This is a genomic window from Lactobacillus helsingborgensis, from assembly GCF_000970855.1.
Lineage (GTDB): Bacteria > Bacillota > Bacilli > Lactobacillales > Lactobacillaceae > Lactobacillus > Lactobacillus helsingborgensis.
The window spans coordinates 886,706-908,924 of sequence record NZ_KQ034046.1 but is presented as its reverse complement, the minus strand read 5'-3'; the positions used below and the strand labels follow the sequence as shown (position 1 = coordinate 908,924).

Below are 22,219 nucleotides of genomic sequence, written 5' to 3'. Positions count from 1 at the left end.
CACCTTTGTTAAAGAATGAACTTAGTTAAATCCTTATTTGTAATTATATCACTAAGTTTTTCATTAACGTATGCTTCAGTCACTGTAATTTCGCCCATTGTCATATCAGGGCCTTCATACAGGACATCTTCGAGCAGTTTTTCCAAAATAGTTGATAAACGTCTGGCACCAATATTGTCTGTGCCTTGGTTTACATCATAAGCAATTTGAGCTATGCGATCGACAGCTTCTTGTGTAAAAATTAACTTGATCCCATCGGCTTTCATCAAAGCAACATATTGCTCTAAAAGGGAATCTTCAGGATCCTTCAAAATTTTGACAAAGTCATCTTTAGTCAGTGCATTAAGCTCTACCCTAATCGGAAAACGTCCTTGCAGTTCAGGAATCAGGTCACTCGGCTTAGATTCAGAAAAGGCACCAGCAGCAATAAAGAGAATATGATCTGTTGCTACAGGTCCGTATTTAGTTTGAACGGTAGAACCCTCAACAATTGGCAGAATATCTCTTTGCACGCCTTCACGCGAGACTTCACCGGAAGTATTTTTATTGCCCGCAGTAATTTTATCAATTTCGTCGATAAAAATGATGCCGTTATTGGCTGTACGTTCAATTGCCTTTTGGTAAAGGGAGTCATAGTCGACCATTTTGCGCGATTCTTGCTGTATCAAAATTTCTCGGGCATCTTTTACCGGCAATGTGCGCTTGATTTTTTTCTTAGGTACTAAACCGTTAAGCATGGAGCTCATATCAATCCCCATTTGCCCCATCATATCGCCCATAGGATTAACTTTCGGCGCTTGTTCAACTTCGATTGTGACTTCACGATTTTCAAGCAAACCTTTACCTAACTGCTCAGCTACACTCAATCGTTCATTGCGGACATCATCAGTGATCTCTTCTTGATCAGAATCTGCAGAATGGTTATCTCCCTGGCCCCCAGCCATTAACATTGACATCATGTCTTGCCATTCCTGCATTTGATTTTTCCTGCGCTCACGTTTAACACCAGGGACCAGCAAACGAACCAAAATTTTATTGGCTTCTTTTGTCGCTTGGGCGCGAACGCGGTCAAATTGGTCTTTTTCTTCCATGCGGACAGCTTCATTCACCAGATCCCGCACCATTGATTCTACATCACGACCAACGTAACCAACTTCGGTAAATTTAGTCGCCTCTACTTTAACAAACGGAGCATTAACAATTGCTGCCAGCCTTCTCGCAATTTCAGTTTTACCGACACCAGTAGGACCAGCCATTAAGAGGTTCTTAGGTGTGATATCTTCTTGCATTTTTTTAGGCAGCTGCATTCTCCGGTAGCGGTTATACAAAGCCACAGCAACGGCTTTTTTGGCTTCATCCTGCCCAATAATGTATTCATTAAGTAGGCTAACTATTTGTTTCGGTGTTTTTGTTTCCATTTCTTTCCGCCCCGTTTTTACAATTCATCTGTAATTATCTGGTCATCAGTAAAGATATCAATTCCAGATGCAATTTCTACAGCTTCATGAGCAATTTCACTAGCAGTCATGTTGGCTGAATGTCTAGTCAACGCGATCGCTGCCGCCTGCGCGAAATTCCCACCAGAACCAATTGCTACAACATTTTCGTCAGGCTCCAGCACTTCACCATTACCTGAAATAAGTAACAAGTCTTTTTCATTAAAAGCAATGAGCATTGCTTCAAGCTTTTGCAAAGTAGCATCTTTTCTCCAAGCTTGTGCCATTTCAACAGCAGCTCTGCGCAAGTCGCCGCCAAAAGCTTCTAATTTACCTTCAAGCATGTCCTGCAAACTGACAGCGTCAGCTACGCCACCAGCAAAGCCAATAACTACTTTGTCGTGGTAAATGCGTCTAATTTTCTTAGCAGTGGCTTTGGCAATTACTTTTTCACCAAGAGTAACTTGACCATCACCAGCTATTGCTGTTTTACCATTGAATTTTACTGAACAAATTGTTGTCATTTTTTTGCCTCGTCTTTCTTGTCATTACGGGTAAAATATTTTTCGTAGTTTGCCTGTAAATGACTCATTGTTACGTGAGTATAGATTTGAGTAGTGGATAAATTATCGTGTCCTAATAATTCCTGTACACTACGTAAATCAGCACCATTATTTAACATTGCAGTCGCAAAGGAATGCCGCAACTCATGTGGATGTACCTTACCATTAATACCAGCACCATTAAAAACTTTTTGCATGATATATTCGATACCGCGGTCAGATAACTGTTTACCCGCATTATTGAGAAAAACATAGTTTAAATCCTCTTGATTGCCCAAGAGTTTTTGACGACTATTATCAAAATAACGCGTTAAAGCAGATTTTGTTTGTTCATCAAAAGCAACATAACGATCTTTGTTGCCCTTACCATGAACCAGAATTATTTTTAAATCTAAATCAATTTGCTTAATTTTGAGGTTTCTTACCTCACTCACCCTCATGCCGGTGGTATAAAACAATTCAAATAAAGCTAAGTTACGCAAGGTCAAAGGGTCATTTCCGGTTAATGAATCAAAAACTTGCTTAATTTCAGGTGCGTAAAAAAATTGCGGCAGTTTACGTTCCCTTGCCCGCAGAACTATCGTCTGCGTTGGATCTATTTTAACAATATTTCTTTTAGTTAAAAAGTGATAAAAAGATCTCAAACTGGACATTTTGCGAGATTGAGTGGTGCGCGCCAGATTACGGTCTGATAGGTTTTGAAGGTAAATTTCTACATCCCTTCTGTCTATGTTATTCCACCCATTAAAGCCGCCATTTTCTTGCCAAAATTTTTTTGCTTCGGTTAGGTCTGTTTGATAAGACAGTATTGTTTTTGGACTGTAATGCCTCTCATTTTGTAAATAAGAAATAAAAAGCTTTAATAAATCGTCTTGATTGGGAGCCATTTAATTTAGCACTTTCTCTTGAAATTCTTTTAAACAATCCAAACCGCGCTGACTAATTTTAAGATGACGCTCTTTTTTATTACGCACTTTAGGACCTTCAAGCCCGGGAATTAATGCAAAACTGGCATTCATTGGTTGAAAGTGTTTGATATCTGCAGTAGTGACGTAGTTAGCCATTGAACCCAATGCTGTTAACTTGGGAAAAGCTGCCGGTTCAAGACCTAAAGCTCTGCGGGATGCATTAATTCCTGCTACCAAGCCGCTGCCTGCACTTTCAACATAACCTTCAACGCCAGTGACTTGACCAGCAAAAAATAAGCCGGCTTGTTTTTTTGCCTCGTATGTAGCTGACAAAACTCCGGGAGAAGCCATATAGGTATTGCGGTGCATTTTACCGTATCTAATAAAGCGGGCGTTTTCAAGTCCAGGAATCATTGAGAAAACCCGTTTTTGTTCGCCATATTTCAGGTGTGTTTGAAAGCCGACAATATTGTACATTGAGGCAACAGCATTATCTTGTCTCAGCTGAACCACAGCATACGGTGTCTTGCCTGTTGCCGGGTTTTCTAACCCTACAGGTTTCAGGGGGCCAAACAGCATTGTTTTAATGCCTCTTTGTGCCATTACTTCAATTGGCATGCACCCTTCAAAAACGTCACTGTTTTCAAAGCTATGAACCTCTGCGGTTTCCGCATTGACCAGTTCGTGAGTAAAATTCTCATATTGCTCTTTAGTCATGGGGCAATTTAAATAAGCAGCTTCACCTTTATCATAGCGCGATTTTTTATAAACAATATCCATATCAATTGAAGCTGCAGCAATAATTGGAGCCGCAGCGTCAAAGAAATGCAGGCTTTCCTTACCCGAAAATTGTTGTATCTCTGCCGCTAACTTATCACTAGTTAAAGGACCGGTTGCTATTATCGTGATACCATCAGTGGGAATAGCAGTAATTTCTTCAGTATGAAAATTGATATTCGGCATTGAATGCAGCTTATCTGTGACATAACCGCTAAATTCATCCCTGTCAACTGCCAACGCCCCACCAGCTGGCACCTGAGAATGATCAGCAGCTTGCATGATCAGTGAATCAAGCTGACGCATTTCTTCTTTTAACAACCCCACAGCATTAGATAATTGGTTGGAACGCATAGAATTTGTACAAACTAATTCAGCAAACTGGTCAGTTTTATGCGCTGGGGTCATTTTTTGCGGGCGCATTTCATATAAATCAACGGTAATTCCCCGTTTAGCCAGCTGCCAAGTAGCTTCGCTTCCGGCTAATCCCCCGCCAATTACAGTAACTTTTTCAGGCATATTATCATATTCCTCTACTAAAAATATTTGTTTATATATAAGAATATCATCAAACCAAAAGTGATCTGATGATATTAACATAAATTTAACTTTCTGCAGCTTCTTTTTCAGAGCTTTGTTCTTCTTTGTAATCTCCATTCGGACAAAGAATTACAGGTCCTTTTTTATTTCTTTTTTCCACCAAGAAATGACCACAATTAGGGCAGTTGCGGTTAATCGGCTTATCCCAAGAAACAAAGTCACAATCAGGATAACGAGAACAACCGTAAAACTTGCGGTTACGCTTAGACTTCTTCTCGACTACGTCACCCTTACCGCACTTAGGGCAAGTAACACCAACTTTCTTAACAATTGCCTTGGTATTGCGACAATCAGGAAAGCGTGAGCAGGCATAAAACTTGCCGTAGCGCCCCATTTTAATCACCATGGGAGCACCACAGATATCACAGTTAAAGCCAGCAGGCTCATCCTTAATCTGCACCTTTTTAATGCCGGCATCTGCCTTGTCTAATTCCTTTTTAAAGGGATGATAATAATCATCAATTACCTTTACCCAGTTTTTCTTACCTTCTTCAATTCCGTCTAAGTCATTTTCCAATTGAGCGGTAAAGTCAATATTAACAATATCAGGGAAGAATTTTTCAATCAGATTATCGACTATTTCACCTAACTCTGTCGGCACAATAGATTTACCATCTAACTTAACATAATAACGCCGTTGAATTGTATCAATTGTAGGTGCATAAGTAGAAGGTCGACCCACGCCGTTTTCTTCTAAAGAATGCACTAGACTTGCTTCGGTATATCTTGCGGGTGGCATGGTAAAGTGCTGTTTATTATCAGACTTGGCCAATTTAACTTTATCGCCATCATTTAACTCAGGCAGCTCAACATTTTTTTCCTGCTGGTTATCATAAACCTTGGTAAAGCCAGCAAATTTCATTTTAGAACCGGTAGTTCTAAATACTACCCCATTTTGCGTGATATCTGCTCTGACCGTGTCATAAACGGCGGGTGTCATTTCACTAGCCAAAAATCTGGACCAGATTAATTGGTAAAGACGGTACTGTTCTGTCGTTAAAACTGACTTGAGTGATTCTGGCGTGCGATAAACACTGGTAGGACGAATAGCTTCATGCGCGTCTTGAGCATCTTCTTGGTTCTTAAAGTGACGTGCTCCCTTAGCAGCATATTCTTTACCGTAGTTTTCATTTAAAAATTTTGAAGCCTCAGCTTGAGCAACTGGTGATGTCCGTTTGGAATCAGTTCTCATATAAGTAATTAAACCAACAGTACCCTGTTTGCCTAAACTAATCCCTTCATACAATTGCTGCGCAATACTCATCGTTCTGCGGGTGCGATAATTTAAACGTTTATTTGCTTCCTGCTGCATAGTTGAAGTTGTAAAAGGAGCCGCCGGTTGCCGTCTGCGCTCACGTTTTAGAACATTTTCTACCTGAAAGTCGTTCTTCTTATCAATTTTAGCCAAAATGTTTTGAACCGCATCATTATTCGGCAAATCCACTTTTTTGCCATCTACGCCCCAAAATTGACCTTTAAAAGTCTGACGGGATTTCTTAAATTCGGCATCAATTGTCCAGTATTCCTGTGGTTTGAAGTTTTTAATTTCCTTTTCGCGATCAATCACCAGCTTTAAGGCGACCGATTGAACTCGACCAGCACTCAAACCTTTTTTGACTTTATCCCATAAAATTGGCGAAAGAGAATAACCGACAATTCTATCTAAAATTCTCCGAGCTTGTTGAGCATTAACAGTATCCATGTCAATGGTTCTAGGATTTTTAAAACTGTTTTTGACAGCATCTTTAGTGACTTCGTTAAATGTCACCCTATTTTTATCTTTTTGGTCTAAATTGAGCACATGGGCAACATGCCAGGCAATAGCTTCACCTTCACGATCAGGGTCGGATGCTAAATAAACATCTTTTGCTTTTTTTGCTTCCGCCTTCAATTCCTTAATGGTGTCACCTTTACCGCGAATCGAAATGTATTTTGGCTTGTAATTATTGTCAAAATCAATCCCCATTTGTGATTTAGGTAAGTCACGAATATGACCTTTAGATGCGATTACACGGTAATTACGCCCTAAATACTTTTCAATAGTTTTAGCCTTTGCCGGAGACTCAACTATTACTAATGTTTTCTTACGTTTCTTTAGCTTTGATTTAGTAGGCATCAAAAGCCTCCTCATTTAATTCTTTTTTAAATACTCAATTGAGAATAGAATATTTAACTGCTAATTGTCAAATCTTTCAAGTTGCAAATCAAAATCAGTGATGGGATAGGCACCAGCCTCAATCAGTTTATTTGGTCCTTGAGAAAGATCACTGGTAATTGGACCAGGAATAGCAAAAACATCGCGATTTTCCTGTAAAGCCAAGTTGGCTGTGATCAAAGAACCAGACTTTTGTTTAGCTTCAGTAACAATTACACATTCAGCAATGCCAGCCAGAATTCTATTTCTCTGCGGAAAGCGAAATGGTCGCGGCGGCGTATCCGGTAAATATTCGCTAATTAGTAAGCCATTTTGTGCTATTTGTTCTTGAACATGACAATTTGTCATAGGGTAAAAATGATTTAGACCATTACCTATCACAGCAATCGTTTGTCCAGCATATTTTAAAGCCGCTTTATGTGACATGACATCGACACCCTGCGCCAGACCGCTGGCAATAACATAGTCTTTTCTAATTAAATTGGGTACGAGTTGATTGATTACTAATTGACTATAATTAGTTGCCTGTCTGGAACCAACAATCGTCGCGATTTTACGCCCTAACAAAGTAGTATTACCCTGCAAAAACAAAATCAAGGGTGGTTGATAAATCTGACGCAATTTTTCAGGATATTCGGGATCAAAAAAACTAATAACGTGACATTGTTTTTTTATCCGTTCAATCATTTTACTGCTCTTACTATCATTATAAGCATTAATACACAAATTGATTAAATTAGTTGGCAGATCTAAGTCTTTAATAGTCTGAATTGTCACATCTGCAGCATTTAATTGACTTGCAACTCGTAATATCTTAACATATCCCATTCCTTTTTGTAATTTAAGATGCAAAAGAAAGTCTGTAAGTTTCATAAAAAACCTCCTAAATACATGTACGTAAAAAGGAGGTAAAATTTTTATTTAGATAAAGAGTTAACCGGCGCAAAAGTTTTACGGTGAATCGGGGTAGCGCCATATTTTTTAATTGCTGCAAGATGTTCTTTAGTGCCGTATCCGACATTTTCAGCAAAGTGGTATTCTGGGTAAATTAAACCATAATCCGCCATTAATTGATCTCTGAATACCTTAGCAACAATTGAGGCAGCGGCAATTGAATTCGATTTTGCATCCCCTTTAATTAACCGCACTTGCGGCAGGTTGACCGGCACCTGCATGGCGTCAACCAATAAAGCATCAGGTTTAACGTCTAAATTTCTCACTGCTTCAGCCATCGCTAACCGGTCAGCTTCATAAATATTGATTTGATCGATGATTTGCGCGCTTTTCACGCCCACTGCCACACTGACCGCTTTTTGTAAAATTAACGGATATAATTCTAAACGCCGCCTGGCACTTAATTTTTTAGAATCATTGACATCAACTAAATCAAAACTGTCATCTATGACTACTGCGGCTGTAACTACTGGGCCGGCCAAGGGGCCTCTGCCCACTTCGTCTACACCAGCTACCACTTGCTTTTTAGCCCAAAAGGCTTTTTCATAGGCAAAGCGTTTTAAAAAAGCAGCTTTTTTCTTTGCTAATTTTTGCTGGCGGTTACGATAACTAAGCACAAGTTTTTGAACACCAACCCGAGAATCATTTTCCAAAAGAGCAAGGTCTTCAGCGCTTACCGTGCCATTTTGCAGTAATTTTTTAATTTCGTTTATGGTCATAATCGGTCAAGGGTGATCCTTCCTATTTTTCCTTTGCGTAGCCGTTGCAGCATGTATGTAGCAAAACGATCATAATCATCTCTCATGCCATATTCTTCTGTCAGCGCCAGCAATAAATCGGTATCATTAATTTTGGTAATTTCTTCTTTAGTAGTCCGAGCAAATTTGCTTAAGTCTTTAAGATAGTGCATGCGCAATTTTGCCAGCACAAATAAGGCAACATCATCAGCACTAAACACGCTGTCCTTAATTGCACCTAAAGCTGCTAGTTTCAACCCAACCGTTTGATCTTCAAACTTAGGCCATAAGATACCCGGCGTGTCTAAAATCTGAATGTTATCAGTCGTTTTAAGCCAATTTTGCCCTTTCGTAACTCCCGGTTTATTACCTACTTCAGCTACATTGCGCCCAACTAAACGATTGATGATAGTTGATTTACCGCAGTTAGGGATACCGGCCAAAGCAATTCTAATAACTGGCTGACTTGCACCTTTAGCTGTTAATTTTTTAATTTTAGCAGCCGCGGCTTTTTTAATCATGCGCACCAGCACTTGCATGTTAGTATTGTGTAGTGAATCCAATGCCATGACGAATTTTCCCTGACTGGTAAATTCTTTCTGCCACCTTTTCGTCATAATTGGATCAGCCAAATCAGCTTTGTTTAAAATAATTAAGTGCGGTTTATCGCCCACTAATTCTTCAATCATAGGATTGCGTGACGATTGCGGAATACGTGCATCCAAAACTTCAACAATTACGTCAATCAATCCCATTTTATCTTCCAGTTGATTGCGTGCCTTGTTCATGTGTCCGGGGTACCACTGAATGTTAACCATAATTTGCCTTTCAAACACTAAAAAAGCTCCCAAATTGGAGCTCAATTTAATACAACATTTTATCGCGATACATTTGATATGCCCTATCAAAAATGCTCATACTCGGTAAATAACCAGCATTAAGTTCGAGATAATCAGATAATTTTTCATAGCTTTGTTCTTGCTTAGGAAAAGTCTGATCATTTTGTGCGTTATTTGCGAACTGAGCCACCTCATCTTTTGAATCCGCATCGCGTTGGGTCATTAAAAAACGGTAAAAGCTCTCTCTGTATGCCAATTTTTACTCCGTATAATAAAGTATTGCATACGCACCCATTCCAGCATGTGTAGCAATAATAGGACTGGTTTCGCGGACCAAAACGTCTATTTTAGAATTAATATCTTTGATTTTTTGAGCAAAGTCAAGCAGTTTTTGGGGTGTCTCACCAGTGGCAACATAAGAAATGCCCACTTCTTTGATCTTTTCCTTATTTGCTTCAATATCATCTAAAACACGTTTGTCAAAAGCCAAAGAAAATTTCTTGCCTCGACCTTTTTTAGCAATTTTCAGCTGACCATTTGGCATTTGCAATTCAATTCTAATATTAAGCATATTGGCGATTTTTCCTGCCAAAGGTCCTAAACGCCCACCCTTAATAACATTTTCCAAATTAACGATTAGAAGATGCAAACGCTGCGTTTTTTTGATTTTTTCAATATGACTTAAAATTTCGGGAATAGTCTTACCAGCAGCGATATCTCGTGCAGCCGCTAATACTTGAAAGCCCTCAGATCTATCTGTTAATTCTGAATCTACTATATGTACTTGATCCGCTTTACCAGTTAGTTTGACTGCTTGCCGAGCGGCATCAATCGTGCCGCTTAATACTTTTGCCAAGAAAATTCCAATAACTTCGCTGCCATCTTTTGTGAGCTCATTAATCGTATCAACCATAGTGCCAATAGGTGGTTGGCTGGTTTTCGGCAATTGCTCCGACTCGCTCATTTTTTGTACAAATTGTTGCCTGGTAATTTCCACACCATCTAAGTATGTCTCTCCATCAATTGTAACCGACAAAGGCACAACGGTAATATGATATTTTTCAATTTCTTCCGGCGTTAATTGCGCGGAAGAATCTGTCAAAATTTTAATTTCTGACAACGTTCTCGCCCTCAATTCTGCTTTGCTGTTCTCATTTATGATAGAATGTGAACTGTATTAATTATAATCATTATAGCAAAAAAACTAGTAAAAAAAAGAAAGCGAACAATCTGTTTCATAATGAAAATGCAAAAAATTTGGCAAGAACCTGAGCAAAGACCGAAAAGCTACTATATTTTAGACAATACACTCAGTGCAGTTACCCATGGGATTGGCTTTTGTCTTGCTGTAGCCGGTTTAGTACTGCTGATTATAAAAGCTGCCGCCACACATAGTCCACTTAGAATAGTTACCTTTACCATTTATGGTTCATGTCTACTTCTTTTGTACCTCTTTTCTACGCTTTTTCACAGTCTGATTTTTACTAGAGCGCGCAATGTATTCCAGATTTTTGACCACTCATCAATTTACCTCCTGATTGCCGGCTCTTACACCCCCTACTCTTTGGTAGCAATTGGTGGTAAGTGGGGTATTTTATTATTCAGCTTAGTCTGGCTAATTGCTATTTTTGGCATTGTTTACTACATTTTTAATAGAGGAAAACACGTCATATTAGATACTGTTTTATACGTCGCGATGGGCTGGCTCGTAATCTTAGCTGGCAACTATCTATACGTTAGGCTCAGTCCCGTCGGTTTCTGGCTCCTTGTTGGTGGTGGCGTGGCTTACACAGTGGGTGCTTTTTTATACACAATGAAAAGAATTCCTTTCATTCATGTAATCTGGCACTTGTTTGTGATATTAGGTTCAGCTTTAATGTATTTCTCTGTCTTATTTTATGTTTAAGTTATTCTATCTGGTTGAGATAGTCCTGAATTGCCTCTTGAGTGTTTTCTACTTCACCCGCAATCACTTTTTGTTTAATTAATAAGAGAATCTGACCTAATTTTGGTCCCGGTTTAATGCCATTAGCAATTAAAAACTGACCATCAACGGCTAATTCTGCATCCGCTTTGATCGGTAAAGCAGTGTAGCGGTCAACCAAAGCTTCGGAATTAACTGGTTGACCTAATATGTGAGCGACATCAATTGTGTTAAGCAAAATATCTTTCCCTGCAGTAAACAATTCAAAATCAGATGGTGATTTTTCGGAGAGCAGATCAAATAAAGCTACTATCTTTTTTACTTTTTCAGTCATCGCATTGGAATTCTTCCAGTCACGCATGAAGTGTCCAATTTCGTTATTAGGTATTTTTAAAAGAATAATGATCACTGCCCACAGGCTGGTTTCCATACTGGGATTAAACTTTAACTGGGGATAAATTGCCAACAAATCTTTTTTGCCGGCAAAATCTGGGACCCCTTCACTTAACTCAGTATCTAAAAAGACCTGAAAGGCTGCCCGTGAATTAGCCCCTGTTCCCATTTTGACAAACTCATCACGGATGCGTTCAACTGAAATTTTCGGCAACAAATCATGAAATTCACTGACCGCTTTTTTAGTTTTACTTTCAAGCTTGAAGTCCAGCTGACTCATAAAGCGCACGGCTCTCATCATTCTTAAGGCGTCTTCATGAAATCTGGTTGCTGGATCACCAACAGCTTTTATCAGACGCTTTTTTAAGTCACTTAAACCGTTAAAGAGATCAATTATCTCCCCTTTTGTATTCATTGCTAAAGCGTTAATCGTAAAGTCACGCCTTTTTAAATCTTCTGCAAGATTTTGCACAAACGTGACGTGATCAGGTCTGCGAAAGTCTTGGTACCCCGATTCGGTTCTAAAAGTAGTAATTTCGTAACTGGCACCATCATTTAAAACCGTCACTGTTCCGTGTTTAATACCCGTATCGATAGATTTAGGGAAAAGATTTTTCACTTCGGCAGGATAAGCGCTGGTGGCAATATCAATATCATGGATAGGTCGCTTTAAAAGTAAATCACGAATAGAACCGCCTACAAAATATGCTTCATATCCAGCCTCATTTAATTTATCAAGCACGGGAAATGCCGCAGTAAAAATTGGTGGTAAATTGTTTATTTTCTTCATTTTTTAGTCAACTCATTTATCAGTGTTTTTTTAATTTAATTTATGTTAGTTTAAAGATAATATTTTTTAAAGAAAGATTATGTATTATGCAGAAAATCAACAAGAAAAATGTCATAGATCTGATTATGATAGCAATTGGTTGCGCGATTTACGCGCTTAGTCTGGATATGATCTCTGTTCCGAACAAACTTACAGACGGCGGAATTAGCGGTATTACATTACTGCTGAGACATTTTTGGGGAATAAATATGGGGTTATCATCCCTTTTACTTAACATCCCCTTAATAATTTTAGGTTATCGTTTCATGGGTAAAAGGCCACTAGCCTACACCATTTGGGGAACTCTATGGTTATCATTTTTCCTGTGGTTTTGGCGCTTAATCCCTATTATATATCAATTAAACTTAGAACACGACCTCTTCTTGTCGGCAATTTTAGCAGGAACGCTTTCCGGTATTGGTTTAGGACTAGTTTTTCGCTACAACGGTACTTCGGGCGGAACAGATATTATCGCAAGAATTATGCAAATTAAGTTTGGCTTTTCTTCTGGAAAAGTGCTTCTTTTCTGTGACACCATCATTTTGCTGTCATCTTTATCATATTTAGACATTAAGCATATTATGTATACTCTGGTAGCCGCCTTTATTCTTTCCAGAGTAATGGATGCTGTGCAACAAGGGGCCTATTCTGCTCGCGGACTATTAATTATTTCGGATCATTACCAAGAAATCGCCCAAATGATTGACTTAAAATTAGATCGCGGTTTTACTTATTTTGAAGCTCGTGGTGGTTATAAAAAAACAAAAAGACCAGTGATTTACCTGGTAGTTTCTCCCAGAGAAATACCTGTGGTTAAAGAACTGATAGCTGCCGAGGATCCGCAAGCTTTTGTCAGTGTAATTGAAGTACACGAGGTTTTAGGCGAAGGCTTTACTTACAAGCAAAAAAGGCACCATTTACTAATTAGAAAATAGTTTTAACTGGTTTAAATTTAAGCACATAAAAAGCCCTAAACGGGCTTTTTTATTACGATACTTTTTATTTAAAATTCAAGTTGTCATACATTTCCTGCATTTCTGTATCTTCAGGTTCAAGTTTCAGGTACTTTTCGAGAAGTTCTTTGACAATTTCTTTGGCATTAGGCTCTGTATTGAAAAAGCGGATCATTTGTTTTAAAAATGCACTATTATCTTTAAATTCAGGATAGGCTAATAAAAATTCACTTTTGGCCTTGGCACTTTGATCTAAATTTTGATAGGAAATTGCCAGGTTCCAGTGCACTTGTGGTTCAAGATCTTCATCATCCAATTGCTTAAACAGAGCAATATTTTCTTCATCTTTATTTTCTTTTACATAAAGATTTGATAATTGGATGCGCAATGCGATATTTTCAGGTAAAAATTTTATTCCCTTTTGCAATAATTCTTCAGCAGTTTTAAAATCATTCATTCTTAGAGCAGCTTGGGCGCCTTTTTTATACAAAACTGGGTCAAGCTCATTATAGGCTATTCCAGCTTGAGCTGACCGCAGTTCCTGCTCATTATTATGCTGCTGCTCGTATGCGTCAACTAACAGACGGTATGCGTTTACGTAATCAGGACTTTGATCAATTACTTCATTCAAGTATATAATAGCCTGCTCATCTTTATGAACAGCAAGCATTACTAAGGCAGCCTGGTATTTACTGTCAATATCCAAGATTTCGTTGCCGTTTTGGGAAATAACTCTGCTAGCTTCTTCGTAGCGGCCTAATTTGGCTAAAGTTTGAAATAACCGATCATTCAAATTTACTTCGCTAAATGTTTTATGGCGCTTTAATAGATCTTGGTATCTAGACAGTGCCTGCTCGTAACGCCCGCTGAGATAATCCAGTTCGGCTAAACCAAACTTGACGACATCTTCATCAGGTGAAATTTTAGCAGCCTCTAAGAGCTTTTTATAGGCTGTTTCGAGCAAACCATTACTTTGATAATAATCTGCCTGCACTAATAAGCTGTCAAGATATGCCGCAGAATCTGGTTTAACACCGTAAAGTAAAGTCAAGGCATCTTCGTCTTTGCCGTCATTTAATAAAATTTCAGCTAAATAGATTTTGAATAGGTCCTCTTTGGGAAAACGAGCAATCAGACTGCGGTATACTTCCTTAGCTAAGTCGGTAAAACCTAATCCTACAAGGTTTTCTGCTAGTGATGCTAAAATTTCAGGTTCATCGCTGTCTAAGGCTTTTTTCAATAAAATTTTTTCCTGGGAAAAATCTTGCCGTTCAATGGCATCAAGAAGTTGTTCTGAATAGCTCATTTTAATTCCTCCATGATTTATCTACATTTAAAATAATAACAAACAAAAAAGATGATGGCGAATTAGCCACCATCTTTTAAGTAAAAACTATTAAGCTATTTAACAGCTTCTTTAAGAGCCTTACCAGGTCTAAATGCTGGTACAACACTTGCTGGAATTTTAATTTCAGCGCCAGTTTGTGGATTACGTCCTTTACGGGCTGCACGCTTACGCACTTCAAAAGTTCCAAAGCCAATCAATTGTACTTTCTTACCTTTAGAAAGATCTTCTTGGATTGAGCTAAAAATTGCATCAACAGCTGTAGCTGCGTCTTTTTTTGTTAACTTTGTCTTTGATGCAACTTCACTAACTAATTCTGCTTTATTTGCCATTGGGAATTCACCTCCTGAAACATGAATCTCTAAAAAGATTCCTAACTAGTTCCTCAACAAAGGAACAAGGAATAAATGATTATCTAGATCACTATTTCCTTGAATTCAAAATAGCACAAAAGCCCTGCTACAACAAGCAATTTAATCTAAAAATGTGTTTTTTATGCATTTGCTAGATACAAACTATTTTCTCTTACGTGGAATAATCTTAATTGGTGTTCCAGAAAAGTCAAAGTTGGCTCTTAACTGATTAGTTAAAAATCGTTCATAAGAAAAGTGCATTAACTCAGGGTCATTCACAAAAACAACAAAAGTGGGCGGATTAGTAGCAACTTGAGTCATATAATAAACACGCAGTCTCTTACCCTTAATCATAGGTGTAGGAACTAACTTACTTGCTTCCAAAAGCAAGTCATTCAATACACTTGACTTAATTCTTTGCTGCTGATTGCGATAAACTTGCTTAACCATTTCTGGAATTTTTGCCAAATTCTGTCCGGTTTTAGCTGAAACAAATAAAATTGGAGCATAATCTAAATATTGAAATTCTGTTCGAATAGTTTGCTCAAACTCTTTGGCACTATTGCTATTCTTTTTTGGTAGATCCCATTTATTGACCACGATAATGATGCCGCGTCCTGCTTCATGGGCATAACCCGCAACGTGCTTATCTTGCTCTCTAATGCCGGTATCGGCATCCAGTACCAAACAAACTATATCGGAATGTTCAATAGCGCCCATCGCTCTCATAACTGAGTACTTTTCAGTTTTTTCGTAAACTTTGCCCCTTTTTCTGATACCAGCTGTGTCCACGATTCTAAATTTAGTACCATCAGCCGTTTCAAATGGCGTGTCGACTGCATCCCGGGTAGTACCCTCTTCGTTATTAACGATGACCCTTTTTTCTCCCACAAGTTGATTTACAATGGAAGATTTTCCGACATTTGGTCGACCAATAACACTAAAAGATATTTGTTTGTTTTCGTTTTGATCTAAATCCTGCGGCAAGCTAGCAACAATGCGATCCAGCAAATCACCAATACCAGTCCCATGAATGCTTGAAACTGGAATAGGTTCACCAAATCCTAAGCTGTAAAAATCATATATATCCATGCGCTGTTCAGGATTATCAGCCTTATTGACAGCTAAGATTACCGGCTTCTTAGTTTGATAGAGCATTTGCGCAATTCGTTCATCAAGACTAGTTAAGTGGTTGGTCACACTAGTTAGGATGACAATTACATCAGCTTCTTCAATCGCTATTTCTGCTTGAGCCCTAATCTCATCTTCAATATTGCTGCCTGACCAAGTTATACCGCCAGTGTCAATTAAATCGAATTTATGACCCAACCATTCTGCTTGAGCATAATTGCGATCTCTAGTTACACCTGGCTTATCTTCGACTATTGCTAAACGTTGATTAATAATCCGGTTGAAAAGCGTTGATTTACCAACATTTGGCTGTCCAACTATTGCAACAACGGGTAAAACCATTTTTCAGCCTCCTTCATAAATAAAAAAACCGACTTAAAAAGTCGGTCTTTTCATTAAAAATTAACGACGATCTTTTAATTGGTCACCTATGATATCACCTAAAGCAAAGCCGTTATCATCATTGTTCATGTATTTCTTGTTAACCGAATTGCGATTGTATGAACCGTGTGATTGGTTGCCTTCATTTTCAGAACTCTTAGGCTCAGCAGCCTTCATTGAAAGTGAAATACGACGTTCATTAGGATCAATGTTTAAAACTTTGACTTTAACTGTTTGACCAACCTTTAACACATCACTTGGCTTATCAACATGCTTATAAGAAATTTCTGAAACATGTACCAAACCTTGAATGCCATCAGCTACTTCAACAAAGGCACCGAAGTTAGTTAAAGATTTTACTTCGCCTTCAAACACATCTCCTTCGTGTAAGTCAGCTGTGGCTTGTTCGAATGGAGAAGGTTCAGTTTGCTTAATCGAAAGGGAGATGCGATGTCTATCATCATCAATACCAATTACTTTAACTTTAACATCTTGACCAGCCTTCAAAACATCGCTTGGCTTATCAACATGCTTATATGAAATCTCGGATATGTGGACTAAACCGTCAACACCACCAACATCAACAAAAGCTCCGAAATTAGTTAAACGAGAAACTTTGCCTTCAACAACATCACCAACAACTAATTGAGATGCTACCTTATCAAAAGCTTCTTCACGTTCTTCTTCAATTAAGTCCTTGTGAGAAAGAATTAAGCGATTCTTACTTGGATCAATTTCGGTAATCTTAAGTTTCATGGTCTTGCCAATGAAAGGCTTAAGATCTGAAACGTAACGGTTAGAAATCAGTGAAGCTGGCAAGAAACCTCTTGTACCAACATCAACTAACAAACCACCACGTACAGATGAAGTTACAGTACCTTCGATAGTCTTACCTTCTTCGAAGTCCTTTTGTAATTCATCGTAAGCTTCTCTTTCCTTTAAACGGGTAACTGAGAAGAAGAATTCTCCGTTTTCTTTGTCACCGCCAGCTTTTCTCAAAACCAAAGCTTTGAACTTGTCGCCTGGCTTAACGGCTTCACGTAGGTCAACATTGCGATCTGAAGTGTATTCACGACGAGGAATCACACCTTCAACGCCGGCATTTACGACACCAACATCAATTTGACCTTCTTCAACGTCTAATACTTCAACATCTACGATATCTCCGACCTCAACTCCTTGCATTTGCTTTAATGCATCTAAAAATTGATTACTGTTTTCTGACATTATTTACCTCCCAATATCATACTCTAATTTTAAATGAAAGTTAGAGATTTTTCTACTGTTTTATCCCCTTTTTTATAGTTTTTTTTGACTTTTTTTAATTTCAAATAAAATTGCATTAACAACTTGCTCAATCGTCATTGCAGTCGTGTCAATTTCGATAGCGTCCTGTGCTTTTTTTAATGGTGAGATTTTACGATGAGAATCTTTATAATCCCTTTCCGCAATATCATGTTCAATTTCTGCAAGTGATTGATCTACTTTAATGCCTCTTTCCTTGAAGTCCTTCATTCTTCTTTCAGCACGGGAATGAGCAGAAGCAATCAAAAAGATTTTTACAGCAGCATTTGGTAAAACAGTGGTACCAATATCACGACCGTCCATCACCACATTCATTTTGCCAGCCATCTGCCTTTGTAATTTGACCATCTTTTCCCTTACCCCAGCAAGAGCTGATACTTGAGAAACATGAGCTGAAATATCTGGCGTGCGAATTTCTTGTGAAATATCTTTTGTACCCACAAAAACCTTTTGTTGACCGGCAACAGACTTCAGTTCAATATTTTCCTGTTCAATAGCAGCCAATATGCCCTTTTCATCACCATAACTAAGTTTGTGTTCCCGCGCCAACCACGTAGATGCGCGGTACATTGCCCCCGTATCAATATAAGTGAAATTTAACTTTTGAGCGATAATTTTTGCTACTGTACTTTTACCAGCAGATGCTGGACCATCAATTGCTACTTGCATTCCAATAAAAAAGGGACTATTGACTATTAGTCCCTATTCCTTTCTAAATTATTATTGTCTAATCTTTAATGTTTGACCAATATCAACTTGACTATAGGGATCAAGTTGATTTAACTGTGCTAAATAGCCTACAGACATATTAAATCGGTTGGCAATACTTGTTAACGAATCACCACTTTTTACAACGTATTGTTTTACAACTGCACGTTTCTTTTGAGGCTTAGTCTGAGATTTTTTCTTTGACTTTGTCTCAGTTTTAGTCTTGGTTTTACTTTTATTTATAACTTTTTTATTTTTAGCAGGCAAGTTTTTAGCTTTGGTATGCTTAATTGTTTTTTTACTTGTTTTACGTACTTCAACAACTTTGCTGGCAGAATTATTATTTCCAGCCAAATGATGAACTACAGGAACAAGAGCTACTAAAACAACAACCAACAAAACTATTAGGGCAAGCCAGCCTTTTGATACAGACTTATATGTCCTGACCCTTGATTCCTGAGGACGTTCATAATGATGATATGGACCCTCTTGATTATGATTCATCGTGAAAACCTCCTTACCTAACCTGCTTAATTTTAGCATATTTGCCATTTAAGTGGACAAAAAAATCAGTCATTTAATAGACTGATTTTGGTTTTTCACTATATTAATTTTTTAAATTAAAGTTTCTGCGTACAAAAGGCTTAAATGTTCGTAAAACTGTTTCAAATAATAAGTAAACAACTACACCATTAATTGTTCCTTTTAACAGATTAAATGGCACAATAATACCAAAAATATAAGCACTCATAGAAGGAATATGTAACAATTGACCTAAATAAACCTTTTCTGTAAAGGCAAGCAAACCAGTATAGCCATGGATTGCCGGTAAGTTAGGAACTGTAGTCACCGCATAAAAAGGTGTTAACACTAGAGCATTGAGTACGGATAAAACTATAGTCATCGCCACAATTCCCAGAACAATTCCTACTATTGGTTGTAAAAATTTTTTCGAGAAATTCTTTTCATCTTTACTAATATTTTTAGTTAAATAATAAAATGGCAAAGCAAAAGAAAGTGAAGCAAGAAAAGCTGCAGTTTGTCCAACTATACTTGGTAAAGCAAAGCCCTTATAAATTAAATTGATTAACATCCGCACAAATGCAATGAATGCACCGGGTCCAGGTCCAAACAAAAATGTACCAATTGTAATGACCACGTCTGAAAAATCAAATTTTAAAAAACTAGTCAGTAGCGGAAATTCAAGCAGCATTAATATATATGCAATCGTTCCAATTAAAGTATAGGCTACTATGTTAGCTAAATTACTAGATTTCTTTTTATGCAAGATTCTTACCTCCAAAAAAATACATGGTCTGTTGCTCCTAGCAACAGACCATGTAAAAGTAAGCTATAGATCTTGGCTTTTAGTTTAGTCTGTCTTCTTTCATCTAGACTTTAACTATCGGTATCTCATTAGATTCCACCACTATCGTGGGTCGTGGACTTACACCACCGGTCGGGATTTTCACCCTGCCATGAAGACAACAAACTTATTTTTAATTTCCACATATATGTTAATCTACGTCCTTTAATCTGTCAACTTCTTCATGAGTTAATTCTCTATATGTGCCAGAAACTAAAGAATCAAGAGTTAGAAAAGCATATTTTTCACGGGCTAATTTTTTAACTTGATGGTTTACAGACTTAAACATTCTTTTGACTTGATGATATTGTCCTTCATGAATTGTTAACTGCACAATTTGGTTATTCTTTTTGCGATCGGTCTTAATGATTTTTACTTTGGCAGGTGCACATCTATGCCGATCAATTTTGACACCATTTTTCAGTTGACCGATTTCTTCAGGCGTAAGCTGACCTGTTATTTTTGCCACATAAACCTTGGCCACGTTATTACGTGGGTGCATTAACAAGTTAGCTAATTCTCCATCATTAGTCATCAGCAGCAACCCAGAAGTGTCATAGTCAAGTCTTCCGATTGGATATAGCCGGTACGGTAAGTTTTTAAAATAATCAACTACTGTTTTCCTACCTTTATCGTCACTGGCAGTAGAAACTACGCCGCGTGGTTTATAAAACAAATAAGTATGTAGACTTTCACGCTCAATCGGCTCGCCATCAACAGTAACGTTGCTAAAAGTGTTAACTTTAGTTCCTAGCTGAGTAACGACTTTCCCATCAACCGTCACTCGTCCTTCTACGATCATCTTTTCGGCCTTGCGGCGTGAAGCAATCCCAGCTTCCGCAATTACTTTTTGCAACCGTTCTAAAACCATTATTTTTCTCCTTTTTGAGTTTTTGCAATATTTTTATCAGCTTGTCCTTTGGCAGCAAATAAATCTATTTCGCCTTCAGCGTTTACACTTTCATCCTCAAAGTCTTCAATTAAGGGCAAGTCGGCCAGACTGTGATAACCAAAATATTGTAAAAAGTAGTCACTGGTCACATATACGTTTGGGTGACCGGGAGCTTCTTTTTTACCATCTATTTTAACTAACCCGCGCCAGATTAATGTTTGCAGTGCACCAGAGGAATTAACGCCTCTAATTTCATCAATTTCTATTCTGGTTATAGGCTGCTTGTAAGCAATAATCGACAATATTTCAAGTGCAGATTGACTCAAGCTTTTTGTTAAATCTTTTTGAAAAAAGTGCTCAATGATCGCACTCATTTCGGGACGAGTAGTTAATTTATAGTTGTCATTAATATGCTGTACTTGAAGACCTGAATCAGCATTTTCCAGCAGCTTTTTTTGTAATTCTTTGGTCAGTTCACGCAAAGCAGGCTTGGTAATTTGCAAAAGTTCACATAAATTTACATCTGTAATACCAGCATCACCAGCTACATATAATAGTGCTTCTAACTGCGCTATTTTACTTGTCATCACAATCAATTCTTTCTAAACAAAGATCGCCAAAAGTCCTTTTTTGTAGCACTTTTACTTGTTGTTTCTTACATAGTTCAAGTAATGCTAAAAATAAGCCAATCACATCGGATAAGGTTCTCATTTCCTTACAACACGAAAAAAAACTGACGGTCTGATGTTTAGCTAACTTTTTTTGTAAAAAATGAGCCATTTCTGCTACAGAGGTTTCGTTTACATTAACCGAAACGATATCAGGCTGCCTAATTTTCATTCGTTGCAAAATTACTATAAAAGTATTGGTTAATTCCGTAGCTGTGATCTGCCCTTTTGGTAAAGGCTGAATCTTTTTATTTTGGGGAACACTTTCTTCCTTAGCAGCAGTAATTGGAACTTCTTCGTTTCTTTTTTTAAAATAAGCTGAAACCTTTTTAAATACTGAGTAGGTTACTAGTTGCTGCACTAATTCATCCCGCGGATCTTCCTGTTCTTCGTTTTCATCTGCAAAATCATTATGCGGTAATAATGATTGAGATTTAATGCGCAAAAGCATTGAAGACATCACAAAGTATTCTCCTGCTATTTTGAGATTTAATTGTTGCATTTCTTGCAAATAGGCCAAATATTGACTGGTAATTTGGGCAATCGGAATATCATAAATATCAATTTTTTGGACTTTGATTAGGTGCAGCAATAAGTCCAAAGGACCTTCAAAATTAGGTAATTCCAAAGTTAGGTTTTCACTCATTATCTCGTGTCCTTTTTAAGATATTTAATCAGTTCAATATATTCAGGAACAGCAGTAATAATTTTTTGCGGATTAGCCTGGGCCAATTCATTGACTGCTTGTGCCACATACTTTTCCTTACGATAATCAGGAGCAAACGAAAGATAGCGGATAACTACAAATTGCTTATTCGCTTGGGTTCCGATTACGCCCACAAAATTGGGATCCTGAGCACGATAAAGGTATAGATGAAATTCATTGCTATTCTTGTTTAAATGAATTTCATCTTTAAGGTTAGCAAGGTTTTTAAAATCAGGTAAATATGACAACAAGCCCATTGCTACTTTTTCTTTATCATTTTTACATTCAATTAACAT

Annotated in this window: 24 protein-coding genes and 1 riboswitch; of the genes, 2 read left to right on the top strand and 22 right to left on the bottom strand. The window is 37.8% G+C overall.

Features of this window, described 5'->3' with window-relative positions:
• Nucleotides 1–8: 8 nt before the first annotated feature.
• The 10 genes from hslU to JF73_RS04190 form a co-directional block, all read right to left on the bottom strand.
• A complete protein-coding gene (hslU, locus tag JF73_RS04235) occupies nucleotides 9–1,418 on the bottom strand; it encodes an ATP-dependent protease ATPase subunit HslU (protein WP_046327101.1) in 1,410 nt (469 codons plus the stop codon).
• 17 nt (nucleotides 1,419–1,435) lie between these two features.
• Nucleotides 1,436–1,960 carry an HslVU peptidase proteolytic subunit gene (gene hslV, locus JF73_RS04230; protein ID WP_046327100.1) on the bottom strand — a complete coding sequence of 175 codons (525 nt, stop codon included), beginning with the start codon at nucleotides 1,958–1,960 and terminating at the stop codon, nucleotides 1,436–1,438.
• The gene (gene xerC, locus JF73_RS04225; protein ID WP_046327099.1) at nucleotides 1,957–2,886 is read right to left on the bottom strand and encodes a tyrosine recombinase XerC; all 930 of its coding nucleotides are present in this window, start codon (nucleotides 2,884–2,886) and stop codon (nucleotides 1,957–1,959) included. The genes hslV and xerC overlap by 4 nt, the downstream gene beginning before the upstream one ends.
• Entirely contained in the window at nucleotides 2,887–4,203 is a 1,317-nt protein-coding gene (gene trmFO / locus JF73_RS04220) for a methylenetetrahydrofolate--tRNA-(uracil(54)-C(5))-methyltransferase (FADH(2)-oxidizing) TrmFO (protein ID WP_046327405.1), read from the bottom strand.
• Between the two features lie 85 nt (nucleotides 4,204–4,288).
• Nucleotides 4,289–6,400, bottom strand: a complete 2,112-nt coding sequence (gene topA / locus JF73_RS04215) for a type I DNA topoisomerase (RefSeq protein WP_046327098.1) — start codon at nucleotides 6,398–6,400, stop codon at nucleotides 4,289–4,291.
• Nucleotides 6,401–6,460: 60 nt separating this feature from the next.
• On the bottom strand, nucleotides 6,461–7,312 hold the full coding sequence (gene dprA / locus JF73_RS04210; RefSeq protein WP_046327097.1) for a DNA-processing protein DprA: 852 nt from the start codon (nucleotides 7,310–7,312) through the stop codon (nucleotides 6,461–6,463).
• 44 nt (nucleotides 7,313–7,356) lie between these two features.
• Nucleotides 7,357–8,112 carry a ribonuclease HII gene (rnhB, locus tag JF73_RS04205; RefSeq protein ID WP_046327096.1) on the bottom strand — a complete coding sequence of 252 codons (756 nt, stop codon included), beginning with the start codon at nucleotides 8,110–8,112 and terminating at the stop codon, nucleotides 7,357–7,359.
• Nucleotides 8,109–8,948: a ribosome biogenesis GTPase YlqF gene (ylqF, locus tag JF73_RS04200; protein ID WP_046327404.1), complete on the bottom strand. Its 840-nt coding sequence runs from the start codon at nucleotides 8,946–8,948 to the stop codon at nucleotides 8,109–8,111. The genes rnhB and ylqF overlap by 4 nt, the downstream gene beginning before the upstream one ends.
• A gap of 46 nt (nucleotides 8,949–8,994) precedes the next feature.
• Entirely contained in the window at nucleotides 8,995–9,225 is a 231-nt protein-coding gene (locus JF73_RS04195; protein WP_046327095.1) for a YozE family protein, read from the bottom strand.
• Nucleotides 9,226–9,228: 3 nt separating this feature from the next.
• On the bottom strand, nucleotides 9,229–10,089 hold the full coding sequence (locus JF73_RS04190; RefSeq protein WP_038522524.1) for a DegV family protein: 861 nt from the start codon (nucleotides 10,087–10,089) through the stop codon (nucleotides 9,229–9,231).
• Nucleotides 10,090–10,209: 120 nt separating this feature from the next.
• Here JF73_RS04190 and trhA point away from each other — a divergent pair, with 120 nt between their 5' ends.
• The gene (gene trhA, locus JF73_RS04185) at nucleotides 10,210–10,875 is read left to right on the top strand and encodes a PAQR family membrane homeostasis protein TrhA (protein ID WP_046327094.1); all 666 of its coding nucleotides are present in this window, start codon (nucleotides 10,210–10,212) and stop codon (nucleotides 10,873–10,875) included.
• Between the two features lies 1 nt (nucleotide 10,876).
• Here the strand turns inward: trhA and JF73_RS04180 are convergent, their stop codons facing one another.
• Nucleotides 10,877–12,076, bottom strand: coding sequence for a CCA tRNA nucleotidyltransferase (locus tag JF73_RS04180; RefSeq protein WP_046327093.1), 1,200 nt, complete (start codon nucleotides 12,074–12,076; stop codon nucleotides 10,877–10,879).
• Nucleotides 12,077–12,162: 86 nt separating this feature from the next.
• Here JF73_RS04180 and JF73_RS04175 point away from each other — a divergent pair, with 86 nt between their 5' ends.
• On the top strand, nucleotides 12,163–13,050 hold the full coding sequence (locus JF73_RS04175; RefSeq protein ID WP_038522516.1) for a YitT family protein: 888 nt from the start codon (nucleotides 12,163–12,165) through the stop codon (nucleotides 13,048–13,050).
• A 64-nt stretch (nucleotides 13,051–13,114) separates the two neighbouring features.
• Here the strand turns inward: JF73_RS04175 and JF73_RS04170 are convergent, their stop codons facing one another.
• From JF73_RS04170 to JF73_RS04120, 11 genes are all read right to left on the bottom strand, one after another.
• A complete protein-coding gene (locus tag JF73_RS04170) occupies nucleotides 13,115–14,374 on the bottom strand; it encodes a tetratricopeptide repeat protein (protein ID WP_046327092.1) in 1,260 nt (419 codons plus the stop codon).
• A gap of 95 nt (nucleotides 14,375–14,469) precedes the next feature.
• Complete coding sequence (gene hbs, locus JF73_RS04165; RefSeq protein ID WP_038522511.1) at nucleotides 14,470–14,745, bottom strand: non-specific DNA-binding protein Hbs; 276 nt, start codon at nucleotides 14,743–14,745, stop codon at nucleotides 14,470–14,472.
• A 183-nt stretch (nucleotides 14,746–14,928) separates the two neighbouring features.
• Complete coding sequence (gene der / locus JF73_RS04160; RefSeq protein ID WP_046327091.1) at nucleotides 14,929–16,239, bottom strand: ribosome biogenesis GTPase Der; 1,311 nt, start codon at nucleotides 16,237–16,239, stop codon at nucleotides 14,929–14,931.
• A 60-nt stretch (nucleotides 16,240–16,299) separates the two neighbouring features.
• A complete protein-coding gene (rpsA, locus tag JF73_RS04155; RefSeq protein WP_038522505.1) occupies nucleotides 16,300–17,505 on the bottom strand; it encodes a 30S ribosomal protein S1 in 1,206 nt (401 codons plus the stop codon).
• A gap of 72 nt (nucleotides 17,506–17,577) precedes the next feature.
• Complete coding sequence (cmk, locus tag JF73_RS04150) at nucleotides 17,578–18,252, bottom strand: (d)CMP kinase (protein ID WP_046327090.1); 675 nt, start codon at nucleotides 18,250–18,252, stop codon at nucleotides 17,578–17,580.
• A 51-nt stretch (nucleotides 18,253–18,303) separates the two neighbouring features.
• Entirely contained in the window at nucleotides 18,304–18,795 is a 492-nt protein-coding gene (locus JF73_RS04145; RefSeq protein ID WP_046327089.1) for a LysM peptidoglycan-binding domain-containing protein, read from the bottom strand.
• Nucleotides 18,796–18,898: 103 nt separating this feature from the next.
• Nucleotides 18,899–19,579, bottom strand: coding sequence for an ECF transporter S component (locus JF73_RS04140; RefSeq protein ID WP_046327088.1), 681 nt, complete (start codon nucleotides 19,577–19,579; stop codon nucleotides 18,899–18,901).
• Nucleotides 19,580–19,666: 87 nt separating this feature from the next.
• Nucleotides 19,667–19,781: riboswitch (FMN riboswitch) on the bottom strand.
• Between the two features lie 27 nt (nucleotides 19,782–19,808).
• Nucleotides 19,809–20,528, bottom strand: a complete 720-nt coding sequence (locus tag JF73_RS04135) for a pseudouridine synthase (RefSeq protein ID WP_046327087.1) — start codon at nucleotides 20,526–20,528, stop codon at nucleotides 19,809–19,811.
• A complete protein-coding gene (gene scpB, locus JF73_RS04130) occupies nucleotides 20,528–21,136 on the bottom strand; it encodes an SMC-Scp complex subunit ScpB (protein WP_046327086.1) in 609 nt (202 codons plus the stop codon). Before scpB ends, JF73_RS04135 begins: the two co-directional genes overlap by 1 nt.
• Nucleotides 21,126–21,866, bottom strand: a complete 741-nt coding sequence (locus JF73_RS04125; RefSeq protein WP_143435074.1) for a segregation and condensation protein A — start codon at nucleotides 21,864–21,866, stop codon at nucleotides 21,126–21,128. Before JF73_RS04125 ends, scpB begins: the two co-directional genes overlap by 11 nt.
• Nucleotides 21,863–22,219 (bottom strand): hypothetical protein, encoded by a 357-nt coding sequence (locus JF73_RS04120; protein ID WP_046327084.1) that lies wholly within the window; start codon nucleotides 22,217–22,219, stop codon nucleotides 21,863–21,865. Before JF73_RS04120 ends, JF73_RS04125 begins: the two co-directional genes overlap by 4 nt.